This is a genomic window from Pedobacter montanisoli, from assembly GCF_022809115.1.
In the GTDB taxonomy this organism is placed as follows: domain Bacteria; phylum Bacteroidota; class Bacteroidia; order Sphingobacteriales; family Sphingobacteriaceae; genus Pedobacter; species Pedobacter montanisoli.
Genome location: NZ_JALGBH010000002.1, coordinates 88,979 through 107,543 on the forward strand (window position 1 = coordinate 88,979; position 18,565 = coordinate 107,543).

Sequence of the window (18,565 nt, forward strand, 5' to 3'; positions counted from 1 at the left end):
CAGCCTTTTTCTTTTATAACTTTTCTACAAAAAGAGGGGTTTCACTAACCGTTATAGTTAACTTGCCATCATTGGTATTAACTGTAGTAGCATTTGCTTTGTCCTTATTGGTTTGAAGATCATAGATCACAGCCTGCTTGGCATTGCCTAAATCTAAGACATAGCTGGCTTTTCTGTCTTTCTGATCAGGAATGGTAAGTACATACATTTCTTTATTGTTAAACTTATACAGATCAACAACAGGGTCATCACTTAGGGTTTTGGTATAATGGTAATTGCCCAAAATGGTTTTGGCTTGTTGCATATAATACCATGAAGGTCTCGGGGTAAAATCGGGATTGACAAAGCCGGATGAATGATGTTGTATATCGTTGCTGGCATTTACATCATCCAGCATATAAAACATTACCCTGTTTATTTGATGTCTGGCATACAACAAGGCTGTACGCAAGTTCCAGTCGGCTTGGGTAATCAGAGCAGATTTATTGCCTACAGGTACAGCTCTTTGTCGGCTTTTTTCGCCAATATCATAACCGGTTTCTGTCATCCATACTTCTAGGCCATTTGCATATTTTTTAGCCATGTTTAGAAAATCGTCGGCTATTTTACCAATTAGAGAAAGCTCAGGCGCTACGCCAACGGTAGCAACACTGTTTTTGCTATAATCCGAATCGTTAGGGTAAATATGATAGTTGATCACATCAAAACATAAATCTACGGTTCCATCGGCCTTTAATCCCCGGTTTTTTTTGCACCACTCGATCATTTTTATCACATAATCGATATTGGGTACAGCCAAACCGGCCATAACCACTTTCATGGAAGGATCGGCATTTTTTACGCCCACATTCTTGCCCAGTTTACCTTTATGCCCATCATAAAAAGCAGAAAGATTGGCAGCATATTCTTCGGGACTTTGCTCGGCCTGCGAGCCTTTCCACCATTTATCACGCTCATTATCGCATTCTAAATATTTAACCAGATTCAAACCTGTTTGAATGGTATTGGGTTCATCGCCGGGCCAGCGTAACTTAGTGTTTAGCTGGATTAGACTCTTATCTACATTAGAATTAGAACCATACCTTGCTGCAAATTGGAATGCTGCTTTTGCCTGTAAAATATAAGATGCAGGATCACTTTTATCTGCACCGTAAGGCATAGGAACATTTTCATAATCACGCTCATTTTCAAGATAGGTGTTCATGAGCCATGACGGGATAGTTTTTAAGCAGGTTAGAATATCTATATTTTCTTTTCGGGTACGATCGTACATCAGATCATAACGCCAGTTGCCAAAATGAGAAGGGTTAAAGGTAAATTTTCCCTGATCGGGCTCTATTCTTTCCCAATCTAGATAATGCCGTATGCCTCCAAATGCTTTAACGATTTGCATTTTTCGTTCACTGATCAGGTTTTCCTGTTGGGGTTCTACATAATCCCATTCAAAGAGATTAATGCCCAGGTAATTTTTAAAAGGAATGGCGGTGTTTACGAGGTTGCCATTGTTGGCATGGTCCGTAGGTGTCTCTTTTTCTTTATTACAGCTAAAGGATGATAAAAGGATAATCCATAAAAATGCAGATTTCATAGGTAGGGCGATTGATTTTTATGATGCGTTCAAAATTAGCCGATTTAAATTTCTTTTGCGGCAGAAATTACTATTTATTAATTGTAAATAAAGCAGAATTGTTTTTACCGTATAAAAACAGGCGTTCACCGATAATTTTAGGGTGGTTTTTAGAAAATGATTTAAAGATGATGTAACAAAATTTAATTTTGGCAGACTAATTCATAATAACACAAAAAGACAACCATTTTATATGAAAAGACTAATACTTCTATTTGTTGCAGTATTTATGATTTTAGGTGCAAAAGCCCAATTCCCGATGGCAGGAGGTGGTGGCGCCCCGAAGATTACAGGAAGAATAAGTGCGACCGTTATTGACTCAGCTACTAAGCAACCTATTGAGTATGCTACCGTTTCTTTAGTAAAGAAAAAAGATAATAAAACTGTAAACGGATCGGTAACTGATGCAAAAGGTAAGGTTTCCTTACAAAATATCACACCTGATGAATATAAGCTTGTAATAGGTTTTATTGGATATACTGCAAAAAGCGTAGAAATTAAAACCACACCTGAAAAACCTGATGGCAATGCAGGAAATATTGAATTGAAAGGTACTGCCAATACGCTTAGCGAGGTTACCATTGAAGGTAAAAAGAGCATGATCGAAAATAAAATCGACCGTATGGTTTACAATGCCGAAGCCGATGCAACCAATGCTGGTGGCGATGCAACAGACGTAATGCGTAAAGTGCCGATGTTATCTGTTGATATTAACGGAAACGTTCAATTAAGAGGAAGTGCGGTAAAAGTGCTTATCAACGGTAAACCTTCTGGTACTATGGCAAACAGTGTTGCCGATGCTTTGAAAATGATCCCGGCTGATCAGATTAAAAGTGTAGAGGTAATTACCAGCCCATCTGCTAAATATGATGCAGAAGGTTCGGGAGGTATCATTAACATCATTACTAAAAAATCAAATGCTCAGGGTGTAAGTGGATCGGCAAACGTTTCTGCAGGTACCCGTCAAAATACAGGTAACTTTAACCTTACCGCAAAAACCGGACGTTTAAGTATGAATACGGCTATAGGTGCTATGTATGCTTATCCTCAGGGTACAAGAGTGGTATTTTACAACCGTACACAATCTAATGGCAATACCAATAGCGTATTGCAAGATGGTACTTCAGACTGGACACGCGAAATGTTTAACGGTAGTTTAGGTCTGGATTATGATTTTAATGCTTATAACAATATTAGTACTAACGCTAAATATAACCGTTTTTACAATGGCGGTCCTGGCCATTCGCAGGTAGATAACAATGGAACTGCAGCTACCATTACTTCTAAAACAGATGCAAGTATGGGTAACTTAGACTGGAACTTGGATTATAGAAAAACATCTAAACGCCAAGGCGAAGAGTTTTCTATTGCAGGTCAGTTAACCAGTGGAAGAAATACCAATGATTTTGATAACAATTATCAAGTTGTAGGTTTTCCAAGTAGTATTATTTCAGCCAGTTCAAACGTAGGTAAAAACTACGAGTACACCGCGCAAACAGATTATATTTATCCGTTTAGCAAAACCGTAATTTTTGAAACCGGAGCTAAAGGTATTTTCAGAAATATTTTGAGTAAATACAGTGTAAACTCGGCTAAAGATTTTAACTACCATCAAAATGTAGGTGCGGCATACGGTACCATTGCATTTAACTTGACCAAAAAATTGAAACTTAAAGGTGGCTTAAGAGCAGAGTACACTGCCATAGATTTTGAAAACGATAAGAATGATTATTTTAACTTGTTCCCAAGTGTAATCTTATCACAAGAAATTAGCCCAATGAGTTCAATTAAATTGAGCTACAACCGCAGGGTACAACGCCCAAGTTTAGCTTATCTGAACCCATTTTTAAATGAGGCTAATCAGTTCAGCGTAATGAAAGGTAACCCAACTTTAGACCCTGAATTGAGTGATAACGTTGAGCTAGGTTATTCAACTTTCTTAAAAGGAGGTTCTATGATCAATGCTTCGGTGTTTTATCGTCGTACAAACGGAATTATTGAAAATTATAACTTGGTTTACGACAAAGATCCAACCAAGATCTTAACCACTTATGAAAACGTAGGTATTTCTGATAGTTATGGATTTAACCTTTTTGGTTCATACAATCCGTTGCCAAAATGGACTTTAATGGGTAACGTAGGTTTAAATACATACCAGATCGATAACAAGCTTACACATGTAAAATCAGATGTGTTTTATAACTACAACTTTTTCCTTAGATCTGCTACTTCCTTTAAACAAGGATGGAGCCTGGAGTTCTTTGGGGTAGCTACTTCACCTCGCAGAACATCGCAAGGTAAAACAGATGGTATGATTTTTTATGGTTCAGCAGTGAAAAAAGAAATTCTGAACAAAAAAGGTTCTATTGGCTTAAATGTGCTTAATCCATTTACAGAAAATCTACATATAAAAATGGAAACTACCTCTGCAGATAGTTACCAAACTCAGAATATTTACTATCCTTTAAGATCGTTCGGCATTAACTTTAGCTACAGTTTTGGTAAGTTGAAGTTTACTGAGAAGAAAAAGATCAAAAATGATGATATTAAACAAGACCAGCAGCAGCAACAGGGTGGTGGCCAGATGGGCGGAATGGGTCAATAATACTCAATACAAATGAAAATCATAGTAACAGCCCGGGCAATATGCCTGGGCTGTTGCTTTATAGGGCTCATGCTATTGTTTCGCTAAAATATAGTATTTGCTGAGTGCTCCTGTTATTTCTTTACCCTCGGTATCTAACTGGATCAATTGGTTTTCGCCAACTTTGTATTTCAAGTCGGTTTCCTGACCTTTTAAATGTACTACACTACCGTTGTCGTGCCACATGATCTTACCTTTATCTTCTGTTTTAAAATCCCTATCCTGGTATTTAGCCATATAGCTAAAGGTATCGTTAGCATTTAAAACTACTGTGGTTTCAATACCCGGACAATCTGCACAGGGTAGAATACCTTTGTAAGTACCGCTCCAATCCAAAGAATTTTGTGAGGTATGTACGGTATCCGTTGCAATAGCTGTGGTATCTTGAGTAGAAGAAGTTTCTTTCCTGGTATTTGAAGTGCAGGCAGCAAGTAAAACTATAGCCAGACCGCCTAACAAGAATAATTTTTTCATGGTTATAAATTATGATACTGAAAAAGACATATGCATTAACTAACAATATCTTTTAAGGGATTGTTTTCATAATTCATGGTTATAGCAATCTCTTCTAGGATTAACTATTGTTATGTTCCTGGTAATGGTCTATAATATATTGACGGGCCTGATCTTGGGTTAATACCGAAAAATTACGGTAACGATGGTGCACATCAATAATTTCTTCTATGGCCTGGGCAACTAAAGGCTTGTTTTGCCATGATTTAAGATGTGCAATTACCGTTTCAATACAACCTTTCTTGTAAGCAATCTGGCCAATTACATGAACAAGCGTATTACGTACCCGGGCTGTTTTATCGTGTTCGAGCTCTTTGAGCAGGGGTAAAATATCTTGGGGATATTTTCTTCCCCGCAGTTCTATGCCATGACAAATTTCTCTTCTTATTTCTTTATCGGGGTGGTGAAGATAGTTCTTTGCCCAGTTTAGAACCGGAATGGGATTTACCTCACCCATTTTTTTAATTGAGCCAATTACTGCATTTCGGGGCGAATGATGCGAATCAAATAGGCCTTTATCAAAGAAAGGAGAAACTTCTTCAAAATATTTTTTGCCAATTTCTCCGGCAGCATTGATCACTGTTTGCCTTACTTTAAAATCATCGTGGTTTAATAAAGCCTCCAACAACTTAACAATTTCTGTTCTTAGCTTATTGTTTTCTAAATAGATACGGCCTATTGCTAAATAAGCGGCTTTTCTGATATAAGTATCTTCATCTGCGAAATAGGTAATAGCATGTTCATATTGGCTATTTTGAAGCTCTTCTAATAGTTTTGCTTTAATGGCAGCAGATAAGTCTGCCCGTTGTTCTTTAGATAGGTCGTAATAGGCCATGTTATATGCTAGTTAACTTGTCCTACCTTTAAAATCAGCTTTCGGGTAACATTTCTCTTGGTATTTTCTTCACCCCACAGAGGTAATAGGTCTTTCTTTAATTGTTCAAGAGGGTTCTTATGGTGTTTATCCATAAACTTTTGGGTTGCAGACCAACTTCTGAAATAACCTAATAAATCATCGAGATTTAAAGTTGATTCAATTGTAAACGAAGGTGGAGTGATTTCCCTAAAAGGAAAAGGAATGGTTTTGTATTCCTGTTCTACCAGTTTGTTTTCGGGTAGCCAAAAATCGCCAACCACATGGTCATGAAAATGTTGTGTAACCGCATCTATTTCATCGGTAATAAAAGTTAGCCCGTATGTCCATACAGCAATAATGCCTTTGAGCTTGAGTACTCTTTTTACCTCCTTGTAAAATTGATCAAAGTTGAACCAATGTATGGCCTGTGCAATGGTTACCAGATCAACAGAATGGTCGTTTAATTCGCTATGTTCAGCTCTTTCAACTTTATAAGTAATACGCTCATGAAGAGTGGCATTGCTGATTTGGTTTTCACTCGGATCGCTGGCATAAACCTGTTTAAAGTATTTGGCAAGGCTTACCGCAGATTGTCCGTTACCTGTTCCGCAATCCCAGGCCAGATCATGCTCTGGAGTAAGCGATTGCAGGTAATTAAACAACTCTTCTGGGTATGAAGGTCTGTATTGGCGATAAATATCAGCCTGTTTTGAAAAATTATCTTTGAAATTGATCATAGCTAATGAAGTAAAAAGACTTTAATAACTATATCAAAAATACGTGAAAATATAATGCCTTTAAAGTTAAACAGAGCTGTGAGAGAAATTATTTTCTATTTAATTTTACAGGTCTTTTTTAAGGTAATAATTCCAGTAATTTTTTTCTTAATTGATCTCCTCTCAGGTTTTTTGCAATAATTATTCCCTTATCATTAATGAGAAAGTTAGTAGGATAAGCACTAATGCCATACATTAAAGCAGCATGATTTTTATCGCCCTGTAAGTCGCTTACATTTTCCCATAACAAACCGTCATGCTTTATGGCATTGAGCCAGTTGTTTTTATCATTATCTGCCGAAACACCTAATATATTAAAACCTTTGTCTTGAAATTCCTTAAAGGTATTAACCAGCGTAGGGTTTTCTTCACGACATGGACCACACCATGAAGCCCAAAATTCTAATAAAATATATTTTCCTTTAATGTCAGATAGTTTAATGTTCTTGCCAGCAGCATTGCTTTGCTCAAAATCAACAAACTTACTTCCAATCTTAATTTCGCGGTTAAGACTGATAAATGTTTTAATGTCTTTGCCAAATCTGCTTTGTTTTATTTGAGGAGTAAATGCTGCATAAAGGCTTTCAGTTACTTTTTTGCCCCATGTAGAAGCATAGATGTTTAGAATATTTGCGGCTATGAGAGAGCCGGGATTATTTTTTACATAATTCATATAGGCCTGTTTTTCGCTATCATTGGTTTGTTTGAGGCGATTTTTAAGGACTTTTTGCGCATTAGAATCAGTAGTTTTCTTTAACGATGCAGTTAATGATTCCTGTTCATCCTTTATAGGTTGTATGATCGACATCAGCTTATGATCTTCATCCTGGGTTTTTGAACCTTTAATGCTTCCTTTCTTAAATTCGCCTGCTTTTAGATGCATACTTAGCGGAGTGCTTTCTAACCAGAAAAAAACATAATTACTAAACTTATCGGTATGCAACAATACTTTGGCAGGTTCTTCACTCATTTTGCCTTTTAAAGCAAAATTACCCTTTAGGAGTTGGGTAGAATCTAATGTTCGGTTGGTGTTTGCCTCTTTCAAATAGAGCCAGGTGCCATCTGCAAGACCTTCGCAGGTGCCATTAATTTTAAAACTCTGTGCAAACGACAAACCATGGTAAGCCGTTGTCATAAAAACCAAAAGAATGAACTTTTTCATATCCGTATTTTTAACCAAACATAGGGAGATTGCAATTTATATACAAAGCAATTTAGATGTAGCAGATCTAAAATTAGAAGAATACCTGTAAATGTATTTTTGTCGAAAAAAAGATAACCTTTGTCTAAAACCAGTTGCATAAACATGACAAGATTGCATAATTTTTTACCTTAGATGCAGATCATGAAATTAGATAAGTACGCAAAAATAGAGCTAACTTTTTTTATCGTCTATTTTTATGTTTTTAAATTGCTGAGTAACCTAGAATATAATTTCTGGGAAAGAAAATTGAAAGGATTTTCAGGGATTGATATAGAGTTTTCCTTCTTATACGGCACTTCGGGCCTTTTGGCTTTTATTGTTTTTTATCAGATCATCAAATTCTATTTAGTTAATAGAAAATTCTTCAGATTGATTGCTTGCCTTGTTTTATTTCTTGTAGCTTATGCTTTGTATCAGAAAGCTGTAAACTATACCTACAGTCAATTGCCTTTTCTTTCAGATGAATTCAGACGCTTAGCAACGAATGCTTATCGAGCTAAATCTATAGGCTATAGTTTCGCTTATATGTTTAAAGAATTTCTGGCAGTGGGTTGTCTGGCTTTTGTAATCCATTCTATGAAGCAAGATGAAAAAGTAAGACAACTTAAGGAGCAGCAGCTCATGTCAGAATTGACTTATCTGAAAAGTCAGTTACAGCCGCATTTCTTTTTCAATACCTTAAATAATATTTATTCGCTTGCTTTAAAACAGTCTGAAGATACTGCACCTCTGGTGGCTAAACTGGCAGATATGATGCGTTATATACTCTATAAAACAGATCGGCCTTTGGTGTTATTAAAAGATGAGATTGCTTTTGTGAAAAATTATGTGGAGGTTGAGCAGATCAGGTACCGCTCTAACATCAATATCAGTTTAGATATTCAGGGAATTGATGAACATACAACTATAGCACCCTTATTACTTTTGCCTTTTATAGAGAATGCCTTTAAACATGGTGTAGAGGAAGAAGTGACTACAGGATACATTACCATAAAAATATGTAAGATTGCCAATGAGCTGATTTTGGAAGTAGAGAACAGCATAGCACAAAAAGAACATACAGGAGAAGGAGTAGGGCTTGTGAACGTGAAAAAGCGCCTTGCTCTGCTTTATCCGGATAAATATACTTTAACAGTACAGTCAGATGAATTGGCTTTTTATGTTAATTTAAGCATACAATTATGATCAACTGCCTGATTATAGATGATGAGCCTTTGGCCCAGAATGTACTGGAACATTACATTAATGCATATGAACAGTTAAATCTGATCAAGAAATGCAGTACCGTTTTAGAAGCTTTTGAAGTTTTGCATCTGCATGATATTCAATTGATCTTCTTGGATATTAAACTGCCCTCTATCAGCGGCATAGATTTTATCAAGACTTTAAAAAATCCGCCGGCAGTTATTTTTACCACTGCCTATTCAGAATATGCAGTACAGAGCTATGAATTAGATGCAATAGATTATCTGTTAAAGCCCATTACACTCGAAAGATTTAATCGTAGTATGGAGAGGGTTTTAAAGCAACAACCCCGAAATGAACAGTCAGATAAAACTTATACTTATTTTAAAGCGTCGGGCAAGTTGCTTAAAGTAGAACATCATGAGTTGTACTATGCACAATCGGTAAAAGATTACATTTTGCTGCATACGCTTAAAGGCAACATTATAACTTATATGACCATGAAACATCTTGAAGAATTGCTTCCTGCTGATCAGTTTTTGAGGGTTCACAGGTCTTATTTGATCAACATAAATTACCTAACTTCTGTAGAAAAAAACAGGTTATATGTAAATCAAATACCAATATCCATAGGCGGATCATCTTATAAAGAGAAAATTAAAGAAAGGATAAAGTAAAACCGAGAGATTACCCTGTGGGCAATTACCTGTTTGGCGATCTTTATATTAAACTATCCCCCTTTTTGCCTACCTTTGCATTTAAATTTTTTGTAAATGAAACAGGTAAAAGTTGGCTTGGTACAGATGAGCTGTACTAAAGATAAACAGGAAAATTTAGAGAAAGCAATTGTAAAAGTTAGAGAAGCCGCTGCAAAAGGCGCACAGATTGTATGTTTACAAGAGCTGTTCACTTCTCTGTATTTTTGTGATGTAGAAGATTACGATAATTTTGAACTTGCAGAAAGTATTCCGGGACCTTCTACAGATGCTTTGCAGGTTGTAGCTAAAGAACTGGGCGTAGTTATCGTGGCTTCTCTTTTTGAAAAAAGAGCAGAAGGCTTATACCACAATACAACCGCCGTATTAGATGCAGATGGTAGTTATTTAGGTAAATACCGTAAAATGCACATTCCTGATGATCCGGCTTATTACGAAAAGTTTTATTTCACTCCGGGCGATTTGGGTTATAAAGTTTTTAAAACCAAATTCGCTACAATCGGCATCTTGATCTGTTGGGATCAATGGTATCCAGAGGCATCAAGGATTACCGCATTGATGGGAGCAGAGATATTATTTTATCCAACGGCTATTGGCTGGGCTACCGATCAGGATGAAGAGACCAACAAAGATCAGTACAATGCATGGCAAACCATACAGCGTTCGCACTCTGTGGCCAACGGCTTACCAGTAATCAGTGTAAACCGTGTTGGTTTTGAACAAGAAGGGCGCATGAAATTCTGGGGAGGTAGTTTTGCTACCAATGCACAAGGTAAATTGTTGTACCTGGCGTCGCATGAAAATGAAGAAACGGAAGTAGTGAATATAGACCTTACACAAAGTGACTATATCCGCAAGCACTGGCCTTTCTTAAGAGACAGAAGGATTGATTCTTATCAGCCCATTACGAAGAGATATATTGATGAGGATTAGTTTATAGGCGGAAGACCGATGATTAGAGTCGGGAAGTTTTTAGTCCGTAAGTCATAAGAGAGTTTTCAAGGCAAAGTTGTATATTCAGGTTTATCTAAATTACAATCTATGTCGTTTAAATTTGAAAAACTAAAAGTTTGGCAAAAATCAATTGATTTGGCTGATGAGATAGATAAGTTGACCAAGACTTTTCCAAAGGATGAGATTTATGTTTTAACTTCTCAAATGAAAAGAGCTGCTGATTCGATTTCACTCAATATTGCCGAAGGTAGTACCGGACAAAGTAATCCCGAATTTAAAAGATTTTTGAGTTATGCTTTAAGAAGCGATATAGAAGTAGTCAACTGTCTTCACCTGGCTTTAAAGAGAGGTTATATCTCACAAGAGATTTTCGATAAATATTATGCTAGCTGCGAAGAAATCTTAGCAATGCTATCAGCACTAATAAAAACACTTAAATAAATATGAACGATTTAACATCGGACATCGGACATCAGACATCCGACTTTTCTAACACCCCAAAAGCTCAAGGTTACACTTTTCCTGCAGAATGGGCTAAGCATGAGGCAACCTGGTTAAGCTGGCCACATAAAGAAGCTTCGTGGCCGGGAAAAATAGAAACTATTTATGAACCTTATTGCCTGTTCATTAAAGCAGTGGCAAAAGGCGAAAAAGTACGTATCAATGTAAAAGATGAGGCCATGAAAGCTTTTGCAGTTTCTCAATTAGAAAAAGTAGAAGCAGACTTGAGTCAGATCGAATTTTATTTTAACGAAAGTAATGATGCCTGGTGTCGCGATCACGGACCTGCTTTCGTGGTAAAAGGAAACGAGAAAGCGGTAGTAGATTGGGGTTATAATGCCTGGGGAGACAAATATCCTCCGTACGATTTGGATGATGTTATTCCGACCAAAATTGCAAAACATTTCAACTTACCTTTATTTACACCGGATATTGTAATGGAAGGTGGTTCGGTAGAATTTAATGGCGCAGGTACAATTTTAACCAGCGAAGCTTGTTTGTTGAACGAAAACCGCAATCCTCATCTTAATAAAGAACAAATAGAAAGCTATCTTAAAGAATTCTATGGAGCCGAACAGGTTTTATGGGTGGGCGACGGTATTGTTGGAGATGATACGGATGGGCATATAGATGATATTACCCGTTTTGTGAATGAAGATACAGTGCTTACAGTAGTAGAAAGTAATCCTTTGGATGAAAACTATCTGCTGTTGCAGGAAAATCTGGAACGTTTAAAAAAAATGACGTTATTGGATGGCAGAAAACTGAATATCATTGAATTGCCCATGCCATCGCCGGTTATTTATGAAGACACAAGATTACCGGCTTCTTATGCTAATTTCTATATTGCCAATGCTGCCGTAATTGTGCCTACATTTAAAGATGTGAACGATAAAATTGCTTTAGAGATTATACAAAAAGCATTTCCAGACAGAGATGTGATCGGTATTGATTCAACCGACATCATTTGGGGTTTAGGCAGTTTCCATTGTCTAAGCCAGCAAGAACCAGCGGTTTAGCTTGAAGTTGACAAGTTCGGATTATGTGTCATCCTGAGCTTGTCGAAGGGTACATTGAAAAAGGCTTGGCAAGCTTAGGCTGAAGGTGTTTTTAATGATGATTTTGATTGAATAGTAAGTTGCAAAGAGTCAGACTGACACGGAGAGAACCAATTCCTTGAATAGGTGCTATCCTGAGCCTGTCGAAGGATAAATCCAGCACAAGCTTTAACTAAAATTAAACTATGCCTAACATTCACAATTACTTTGTCTATATTTTAGAATGTACTGATGGAAGTTATTATGTAGGCGTAACAAATGATTTGGAAAGAAGGTTAGAAGAACATAATTCGGGTTATAACCCAACGGCTTATACTTTTAATCGACGCCCAGTAATTCTGAGGTATTATCAGCGTTTTACATTCATAGAGCAAGCCATAGCATTTGAAAAGCAATTAAAAGGTTGGAATAGAAAAAAGAAAGAGGCGCTTTTTAATGAAGATTGGAACGAGATAAAAAGATTATCCAACCTTAAAAAGAAATAATAACTTTGTACAGTCTTCGACAAACTCAGCCTGACAAACGATTGCCGCTGTCATCCTGAGTTTGTCGAAGGATAAATGAATAATATTGTCAGCCTGACAAAACCAAATAAAAACATTTTATAAATGAAATTATTAGAAGGAAAAACCGCCTTAATTACAGGTGCATCTAAAGGAATAGGAAGAAGAATTGCTGAAAAATTTGCCGAGCAAGGTGCAAATGTGGCTTTTACTTATTTGTCATCAGTAGAAAAAGGACAGGCTTTAGAGCAAGAACTGCAAAGTTTTGGTACAAAAGTAAAAGGTTACCGTTCTGACGCTTCTAAATTTGCAGAAGCAGAACAATTGATCAACGATATTGTAGCAGACTTTGGAACAATTGATATCGTGGTAAATAATGCAGGTATCACTAAAGATGGTTTGTTGATGCGCATGACAGAAGAAAACTGGGATGAAGTGATCAATGTAAACCTTAAATCGGTTTTCAATGTTACCAAAGCGGCTTCAAAAATTATGATGAAAAACCGTAAGGGTACTTTCATTAACATGAGTTCTGTAGTAGGTGTGCAGGGTAATGCCGGACAGGCCAATTACGCGGCTTCAAAAGCAGGCATCATTGGATTTACCAAATCTGTAGCAAAAGAATTGGGTTCACGTAATATCCGTGCAAATGTAGTTGCTCCAGGATTTATCCGCACAGAGATGACAGATGTTTTAGATCCTAAAGTAGTTGAAGGATGGGAAGCAGGAATTCCTTTAAAACGTGCTGGCGAAACGGATGATGTAGCTAATGTTTGCATATTCCTGGCTTCAGATATGAGCGCTTACGTTACCGGACAGACTTTATCGGTTTGTGGAGGTATGCTTTAAAATTTTTAAAACAGAACCAACAGATATACAGGCGGAAATCACAAAGATTTCCGCTTTTTTTATGCATTGTTAATGCAAAAATATTTAGGTTTGCTTAGCAAAATTTAAAAAATAGTTTAACTTTGGGTAAAGCTTACTAATTGTACTTTTTACACTAAGTTAATTATTCAAAAAAATCTTTCATATGAGTTTAATTATTGATGTTCATGCAAGGCAAATTCTCGATTCGAGAGGCAATCCAACAATCGAAGTTGAAGTAATGACCGAAAACGGATTCATGGGACGTGCAGCCGTACCATCGGGTGCAAGTACCGGGCAGTACGAAGCGGTAGAGTTACGTGATGGAGATAAAAGCACTTACCTAGGTAAAGGCGTGTTAAAAGCGGTAGAAAATGTAAATACAAAAATTGCCCAGGCTTTGCAGGGTGTTGATGTTTTTGAACAAAACCTGATCGATCAGTTAATGATTGATTTAGACGGAACTGAAAATAAAGGAAATTTAGGAGCTAATGCCATTCTTGGTGTTTCTTTAGCAGTGGCAAAAGCTGCGGCAAAAGAAAGCAGGCAGCCTCTATATCGTTATATTGGTGGGGTAAATGCCAACACTTTACCTATCCCGATGATGAACATTATTAACGGAGGTTCGCACTCAGATGCGCCTATTGCTTTCCAGGAATTTATGATCATGCCGGTAGGTGCAGCTTCGTTTTCTGAAGCTTTGCGTTGGGGTACAGAAGTTTTCCATAACCTGAAAGCTATTTTACACGACAGAGGTTTATCTACTGCTGTAGGTGACGAAGGTGGTTTTGCACCAACTTTTGAAGGTACCGAAGATGCCATTGAAACTGTACTTAAAGCGATTGAAAAAGCAGGTTATAAACCGGGATCAGATATTTGCCTGGCTTTAGACTGTGCATCATCTGAGTTTTACAAAGACGGAAAATACGATTATACCAAGTTTGAAGGCGATAAAGGTGCCGTTCGTACCAGCGCAGAACAAGCAGCGTATCTGGCTCAGTTAAGTGAAAAATATCCGATCATTTCTATTGAGGATGGAATGGATGAAAATGACTGGGATGGCTGGAAATTATTAACAGAGAAAATCGGAAGCCGTGTACAATTGGTAGGAGACGATTTGTTTGTAACGAACGTTAAGCGTTTACAAAAAGGAATTGATACACATACCGCAAACTCTATCCTGGTAAAAGTAAACCAGATCGGGTCATTAACAGAAACCATTAATGCGGTTAGTTTGGCACAAACCAACGGCTATACTTCAGTAATGAGCCACCGTTCAGGAGAAACTGAAGATACAACCATTGCAGATTTAGCAGTGGCTTTAAACTGCGGACAAATTAAAACCGGTTCTGCATCGCGTAGCGACAGGATTGCAAAATACAACCAATTATTGCGTATTGAAGAAGAATTGGGTAGTGCGGCAAAATTTATCGGTAAAAACTTTAAATATGCCAGAAAGTAAAAGTTAATATGTTGAAAAACAGATTTGCAAAACGTTCGGAGAAATAAAATCTTCGAACGTTTTTTATTTATATCTTTGTTTTGAATGAAAAAGCTTTTAGATCTTTTTAAAAATAAGTACTTCATAGCTGTGGTGGCTTTTACCGTGTGGATGTTGTTTTTTGATAAAAACGATGTGATTTCACAATATGAATACAGTACACAGTTGAATAAACTTAAACAGGAAAAAGACTTTTATACCAAAGAAACAGACCAGGTAAAAAAAGATCTGAAAGAGTTAGACAGCAATCTCACCACAGCTGAAAAATTTGCCCGCGAAAAATATTTCATGAAAAAAGATAATGAAGATGTTTTTGTGGTTGTAAAAGCTGAAGAGAAAAAATAAGCGATAGCAAAGCCTGCTTTTAACATTACAATAGGCATATGTTTAAGAATAGCATGAAACAGCTTTTTATTTTGGTAACTGTATTTCTGTTAGGATTTTCTATTTGCCGGGCACAGGAGCTGCCTAATCTCAAAGCTGTAAAGCTGAATAAAAGTGCAAACTATAAAACTGCCGAACCTACAGCTTTAAAAGTAAGTAACTATCTTTTTGCTACTTCTATAGAAAGGAGAAACCAGCAGCGCATTGAAGCCGGTAATTTTCTGATCCGCTGGATGAATGGTACAACCGATTACACTTTTTATGTTGAAGACAGAGAGATGAATCTTTTTGGTTTCGATTCTGATATACTGTTAATGTACATGGCTGCGCTTACTAAATTTATGCTTGAACATCCGCAGATAAAAGATAAAAACGAGCAGACTCTTGGGGCCGTTAATATTGTATTGCCCTATCTGAATAAAGAAAGTGATAAAAAAAGATGGCCCAACCTGCTTTGGCAGTTAAATGATGCTTACCAGCAGAATAAAACTGCTGAATTTCTGAAACAAATAGATCGATAACTATCAGTACGTAAATTTAGGTAGTGCTAATTTATACCTCACTACAATTACACGTAAACTAAAAATAAAAGCGATTACAATAAAGCGGGCTAAATTATTTTCTACATTAAAATAGACAAGCGCAAAATAAAGTGCCCCCCCAATGATACAGGCTGTTGCATAGATTTCTTTCCTGAAAATAAGTGGAATAGTATTTAATAAGGTATCACGAATAACCCCGCCAAAACAACCCGTAATGGTGCCTAAAGCCACACACATACCTGGGCTCAGGCCAAAAAGTAATCCTTTTTCTACACCAACCATCGTAAATAAACCTAATCCCAGCGAGTCGAACAGGAAAAGTGTTACCTTGAATTTTTTGATATGAGTTTTAAAAAATATGGTAGCAATTGAAGTGAACAAGATCAACAGACAGTAGTTTACGTTACGCATCCAGGCTACCGGAGTGTCTCCCAAAAGCATGTCGCGTACAGTACCGCCACCAATAGAGGTTACAAAGGCAATGATCAGCACACCAAAAGGATCCAGGCGCTTTTGCATGGCCGCAAATGTACCTGAGATAGCAAAGGCTATGGTACCTAAAGTTTCAATGGTATAAGTGGTTGTGATCTCCATTAAATTTCTCCATTACGTTTACGCAAAAACCATTCGGCACTTAGTAAAAGCAATATCAGTATAAAAAGCCATTTTAAACTGATCAGTTCTTCAAACTTTCTGTCTTCGTAACTTATTGTTTTTACTTTATCACTTTTCTCTATTTCATCAGCAATCTTAAGCAGGTTATCAGGCAGGTACATTTTTCCACCACTCTGCACAGAAATCTGGCTCAGTAACTGATGGTTTGCGGTGGTCTGCTGATATTCAACAATTGTTTCATTGATATAAATTAATCCTTTGGCTTCATATTTTTTCTCACCTAATGTGGTAGAAGCCGTATAGCTGTAAGTTCCCTTAGGTAACATGCCTGCATCTAAATGATAGGCATTGGTAGTTTTAGAGAAAGCATAATTAAATGTTTTGCCTTCAGTATTTTTTAAAACCACGTTTACTTCAGGTGTATTTACTGGTTCATAAGCATCGTTATATAAAGTTGCATTTAATACAATGTTCTCATTTTCTTCAAAAGTACTTTTGGCGGGATAAACCTTAAATTTTCGCTTATCATCTTTAACAGATAAATACTGAATAGTTTTATTGATCAGCTCATTTACAAAAGGATAATTTTTTTCGCTCTTGGCTTCTTCCAGTTTCCATTTCCAGATGCCTTCTGCAAGTAAAAAGCTTAGTTTTTTATCATCATCTGTCATGAAGAACCATAAAGGACTTTCGGTATTTACCCTACCAATGCGTTGGTTTAAAACCGTATAATTTGCTCCGTTAATACGGAAATTAGCAGTTGGGCTGATCAGTGGATCATACTGCTGAAGCTGTTTAACATCAGGTAGCTCAATATTGAATAAGGTAAAGTTATTGGTCAGGTAACCAAAAACTTCCTGTGTATTGTTAGACGACCTGACAAACTGTACGCTTTTTTGTATCTGATTTAAAGCATTGACATTGCTTTGTGCGCCTAAAATAAACCAGCAGGATAATTTGCTTTGCTGTAACTTATTGAAAAAAGCATTGTTGTTAAATACTGCACTTGGTAGCTGATGTAAAATGACCAAATTGTATTTGCTGAGATCGATGTTATCTAGTTCATCAGCTAAAACTACATCTACTTCGTAATGTTTATTCTGTGTTGCGGCCTGCCTGATTACAGCCAGATCCGGATGTGGCGAAGCTGCGGCAAGAAGAATTTTCTGTCGGCCATCTATAACCTCTACAAAAATGGTCTGGCTATTATTGCGGGTGGTAATTTCATTTTTGAGCGGGGCAATGCTGATGGTATATTTATGCATACCCATCTTGCTTGCCTTTAATTTAACAGCAATATCTTTTACAAAAGCAGAAGAATTGATACTAATAGGTTCTTCTTTTATTTTGTTTCCATCCTCTAAAATGGTAAGTCGGGTTTCTTCACCTTTGCTATCTGTAGCCTGCACCTGTATATCCAAAGTAAAATCGTTATCAAGGTAAACCAAGTTATTGTAGTTTACATTGGCCACCAAAGCATCTTTTTTAGGAAGCGTATCGCCAAGTGCTATGGTGTAAACCGGACTTTTAATTTTATTCAGCTCATAAGCCGGATTTCCGCCGCGGTTAAAAATACCATCGGTAGCCAATATGATAGCACCTACATTACGGTTGAGTAACTCATCGTTAATCTGAGTAATAAGTGCGTTTGCATTGGTAGTCTTGTCTTTTCCAGAAAAGTTTAGGCCCTGCCTTACACTATCGCCAAAGCTGTAAGTTTTTACTTCAAATTTTTCGCTTAATTTTTTACTTAACTGCTGCAGGTCATTCTGGTATTTTTTTGCGTTAAAAGAAGGTGCTTCTGCCTGCACTACCGAAAGTGAATTATCTTGCGCAATTACAATCAGTGGTTTTTCAAGTGTATGAGATACCTTTTTAATTAAGGGTGCAAATAGAAGGAAAGCAATTAAGCTTACGGCCAAAGCTCTGGCTATGGTCAAAGCTATTTTAAGACGATGGTCGAGTTGACGGTTACTGTAATACATTAACCATGCGTACAAACTACCTAAAATCAGGCATCCTAAAATTGCTAAAGCTGTACCTGCCGTAAAAAAATTATTCATAGCCGTTAGCGTAAAGATGCTAATTTTAAACTAAATTGCCTATCGGTAAGTTCACT

General features: G+C 36.9%; 18 protein-coding genes. 11 read left to right on the forward strand and 7 right to left on the reverse strand.

The genetic code is table 11. The features are described 5' to 3' along the window. Positions 1 to 13: 13 nt before the first annotated feature. The gene (locus MMF97_RS08075) at positions 14 to 1,588 is read right to left on the reverse strand and encodes a hypothetical protein (RefSeq protein WP_243361336.1); all 1,575 of its coding nucleotides are present in this window, start codon (positions 1,586 to 1,588) and stop codon (positions 14 to 16) included. Between the two features lie 232 nt (positions 1,589 to 1,820). Between MMF97_RS08075 and MMF97_RS08080 the strand changes: the two genes are divergently transcribed. After that, positions 1,821 to 4,232 carry a TonB-dependent receptor domain-containing protein gene (locus tag MMF97_RS08080; RefSeq protein ID WP_243361337.1) on the forward strand — a complete coding sequence of 804 codons (2,412 nt, stop codon included), beginning with the start codon at positions 1,821 to 1,823 and terminating at the stop codon, positions 4,230 to 4,232. Positions 4,233 to 4,304: 72 nt separating this feature from the next. On the opposite strand, the gene MMF97_RS08085 is transcribed toward MMF97_RS08080, so the two are convergent. The 4 genes from MMF97_RS08085 to MMF97_RS08100 form a co-directional block, all read right to left on the reverse strand. Then, positions 4,305 to 4,745 carry a copper resistance protein NlpE gene (locus MMF97_RS08085; protein ID WP_243361339.1) on the reverse strand — a complete coding sequence of 147 codons (441 nt, stop codon included), beginning with the start codon at positions 4,743 to 4,745 and terminating at the stop codon, positions 4,305 to 4,307. A gap of 100 nt (positions 4,746 to 4,845) precedes the next feature. Continuing rightward, entirely contained in the window at positions 4,846 to 5,619 is a 774-nt protein-coding gene (locus tag MMF97_RS08090) for a HEAT repeat domain-containing protein (protein ID WP_243361341.1), read from the reverse strand. Positions 5,620 to 5,627: 8 nt separating this feature from the next. Continuing rightward, positions 5,628 to 6,377: a class I SAM-dependent methyltransferase gene (locus tag MMF97_RS08095; protein ID WP_243361343.1), complete on the reverse strand. Its 750-nt coding sequence runs from the start codon at positions 6,375 to 6,377 to the stop codon at positions 5,628 to 5,630. A gap of 118 nt (positions 6,378 to 6,495) precedes the next feature. After that, positions 6,496 to 7,578 (reverse strand): TlpA disulfide reductase family protein, encoded by a 1,083-nt coding sequence (locus MMF97_RS08100; protein ID WP_243361345.1) that lies wholly within the window; start codon positions 7,576 to 7,578, stop codon positions 6,496 to 6,498. A 183-nt stretch (positions 7,579 to 7,761) separates the two neighbouring features. Here MMF97_RS08100 and MMF97_RS08105 point away from each other — a divergent pair, with 183 nt between their 5' ends. From MMF97_RS08105 to MMF97_RS08150, 10 genes are all read left to right on the forward strand, one after another. Next, complete coding sequence (locus tag MMF97_RS08105) at positions 7,762 to 8,805, forward strand: sensor histidine kinase (protein ID WP_243361347.1); 1,044 nt, start codon at positions 7,762 to 7,764, stop codon at positions 8,803 to 8,805. Beyond that, a complete protein-coding gene (locus MMF97_RS08110; RefSeq protein ID WP_243361349.1) occupies positions 8,802 to 9,482 on the forward strand; it encodes a LytR/AlgR family response regulator transcription factor in 681 nt (226 codons plus the stop codon). Before MMF97_RS08105 ends, MMF97_RS08110 begins: the two co-directional genes overlap by 4 nt. A gap of 96 nt (positions 9,483 to 9,578) precedes the next feature. Further along, a complete protein-coding gene (locus MMF97_RS08115) occupies positions 9,579 to 10,454 on the forward strand; it encodes a carbon-nitrogen hydrolase (protein WP_243361351.1) in 876 nt (291 codons plus the stop codon). 108 nt (positions 10,455 to 10,562) lie between these two features. Next, positions 10,563 to 10,916 (forward strand): four helix bundle protein, encoded by a 354-nt coding sequence (locus tag MMF97_RS08120; protein WP_243361353.1) that lies wholly within the window; start codon positions 10,563 to 10,565, stop codon positions 10,914 to 10,916. A 2-nt stretch (positions 10,917 to 10,918) separates the two neighbouring features. Beyond that, on the forward strand, positions 10,919 to 11,995 hold the full coding sequence (locus MMF97_RS08125) for an agmatine deiminase family protein (protein ID WP_243361355.1): 1,077 nt from the start codon (positions 10,919 to 10,921) through the stop codon (positions 11,993 to 11,995). 224 nt (positions 11,996 to 12,219) lie between these two features. Then, on the forward strand, positions 12,220 to 12,519 hold the full coding sequence (locus MMF97_RS08130; RefSeq protein ID WP_243361357.1) for a GIY-YIG nuclease family protein: 300 nt from the start codon (positions 12,220 to 12,222) through the stop codon (positions 12,517 to 12,519). A gap of 123 nt (positions 12,520 to 12,642) precedes the next feature. Then, on the forward strand, positions 12,643 to 13,386 hold the full coding sequence (gene fabG, locus MMF97_RS08135) for a 3-oxoacyl-[acyl-carrier-protein] reductase (protein ID WP_243361359.1): 744 nt from the start codon (positions 12,643 to 12,645) through the stop codon (positions 13,384 to 13,386). A gap of 184 nt (positions 13,387 to 13,570) precedes the next feature. Continuing rightward, the gene (gene eno / locus MMF97_RS08140) at positions 13,571 to 14,866 is read left to right on the forward strand and encodes a phosphopyruvate hydratase (RefSeq protein WP_243361360.1); all 1,296 of its coding nucleotides are present in this window, start codon (positions 13,571 to 13,573) and stop codon (positions 14,864 to 14,866) included. Between the two features lie 84 nt (positions 14,867 to 14,950). Next, positions 14,951 to 15,250, forward strand: a complete 300-nt coding sequence (locus MMF97_RS08145; RefSeq protein WP_243361362.1) for an FtsB family cell division protein — start codon at positions 14,951 to 14,953, stop codon at positions 15,248 to 15,250. A gap of 53 nt (positions 15,251 to 15,303) precedes the next feature. After that, complete coding sequence (locus MMF97_RS08150; RefSeq protein WP_243361363.1) at positions 15,304 to 15,810, forward strand: hypothetical protein; 507 nt, start codon at positions 15,304 to 15,306, stop codon at positions 15,808 to 15,810. Positions 15,811 to 15,813: 3 nt separating this feature from the next. On the opposite strand, the gene MMF97_RS08155 is transcribed toward MMF97_RS08150, so the two are convergent. Both MMF97_RS08155 and MMF97_RS08160 read right to left on the reverse strand, forming a co-directional pair. Next, positions 15,814 to 16,425, reverse strand: a complete 612-nt coding sequence (locus MMF97_RS08155) for a trimeric intracellular cation channel family protein (protein WP_243361365.1) — start codon at positions 16,423 to 16,425, stop codon at positions 15,814 to 15,816. Continuing rightward, positions 16,425 to 18,509, reverse strand: a complete 2,085-nt coding sequence (locus tag MMF97_RS08160) for a vWA domain-containing protein (RefSeq protein ID WP_243361367.1) — start codon at positions 18,507 to 18,509, stop codon at positions 16,425 to 16,427. The genes MMF97_RS08155 and MMF97_RS08160 overlap by 1 nt, the downstream gene beginning before the upstream one ends. Positions 18,510 to 18,565: the final 56 nt, after the last annotated feature.

What these genes read in the sequence shown, in the direction of transcription:
- MMF97_RS08075 (WP_243361336.1), bottom strand. Translation starts at nt 1,588, where the DNA reads ATGAAATCTGCATTTTTATGGATTATCCTTTTATCATCCTTTAGCTGT.
- MMF97_RS08080 (WP_243361337.1), top strand. Translation starts at nt 1,821, where the DNA reads ATGAAAAGACTAATACTTCTATTTGTTGCAGTATTTATGATTTTAGGT.
- MMF97_RS08085 (WP_243361339.1), bottom strand. Translation starts at nt 4,745, where the DNA reads ATGAAAAAATTATTCTTGTTAGGCGGTCTGGCTATAGTTTTACTTGCT.
- MMF97_RS08090 (WP_243361341.1), bottom strand. Translation starts at nt 5,619, where the DNA reads ATGGCCTATTACGACCTATCTAAAGAACAACGGGCAGACTTATCTGCT.
- MMF97_RS08095 (WP_243361343.1), bottom strand. Translation starts at nt 6,377, where the DNA reads ATGATCAATTTCAAAGATAATTTTTCAAAACAGGCTGATATTTATCGC.
- MMF97_RS08100 (WP_243361345.1), bottom strand. Translation starts at nt 7,578, where the DNA reads ATGAAAAAGTTCATTCTTTTGGTTTTTATGACAACGGCTTACCATGGT.
- MMF97_RS08105 (WP_243361347.1), top strand. Translation starts at nt 7,762, where the DNA reads ATGAAATTAGATAAGTACGCAAAAATAGAGCTAACTTTTTTTATCGTC.
- MMF97_RS08110 (WP_243361349.1), top strand. Translation starts at nt 8,802, where the DNA reads ATGATCAACTGCCTGATTATAGATGATGAGCCTTTGGCCCAGAATGTA.
- MMF97_RS08115 (WP_243361351.1), top strand. Translation starts at nt 9,579, where the DNA reads ATGAAACAGGTAAAAGTTGGCTTGGTACAGATGAGCTGTACTAAAGAT.
- MMF97_RS08120 (WP_243361353.1), top strand. Translation starts at nt 10,563, where the DNA reads ATGTCGTTTAAATTTGAAAAACTAAAAGTTTGGCAAAAATCAATTGAT.
- MMF97_RS08125 (WP_243361355.1), top strand. Translation starts at nt 10,919, where the DNA reads ATGAACGATTTAACATCGGACATCGGACATCAGACATCCGACTTTTCT.
- MMF97_RS08130 (WP_243361357.1), top strand. Translation starts at nt 12,220, where the DNA reads ATGCCTAACATTCACAATTACTTTGTCTATATTTTAGAATGTACTGAT.
- fabG (WP_243361359.1), top strand. Translation starts at nt 12,643, where the DNA reads ATGAAATTATTAGAAGGAAAAACCGCCTTAATTACAGGTGCATCTAAA.
- eno (WP_243361360.1), top strand. Translation starts at nt 13,571, where the DNA reads ATGAGTTTAATTATTGATGTTCATGCAAGGCAAATTCTCGATTCGAGA.
- MMF97_RS08145 (WP_243361362.1), top strand. Translation starts at nt 14,951, where the DNA reads ATGAAAAAGCTTTTAGATCTTTTTAAAAATAAGTACTTCATAGCTGTG.
- MMF97_RS08150 (WP_243361363.1), top strand. Translation starts at nt 15,304, where the DNA reads ATGAAACAGCTTTTTATTTTGGTAACTGTATTTCTGTTAGGATTTTCT.
- MMF97_RS08155 (WP_243361365.1), bottom strand. Translation starts at nt 16,425, where the DNA reads ATGGAGATCACAACCACTTATACCATTGAAACTTTAGGTACCATAGCC.
- MMF97_RS08160 (WP_243361367.1), bottom strand. Translation starts at nt 18,509, where the DNA reads ATGAATAATTTTTTTACGGCAGGTACAGCTTTAGCAATTTTAGGATGC.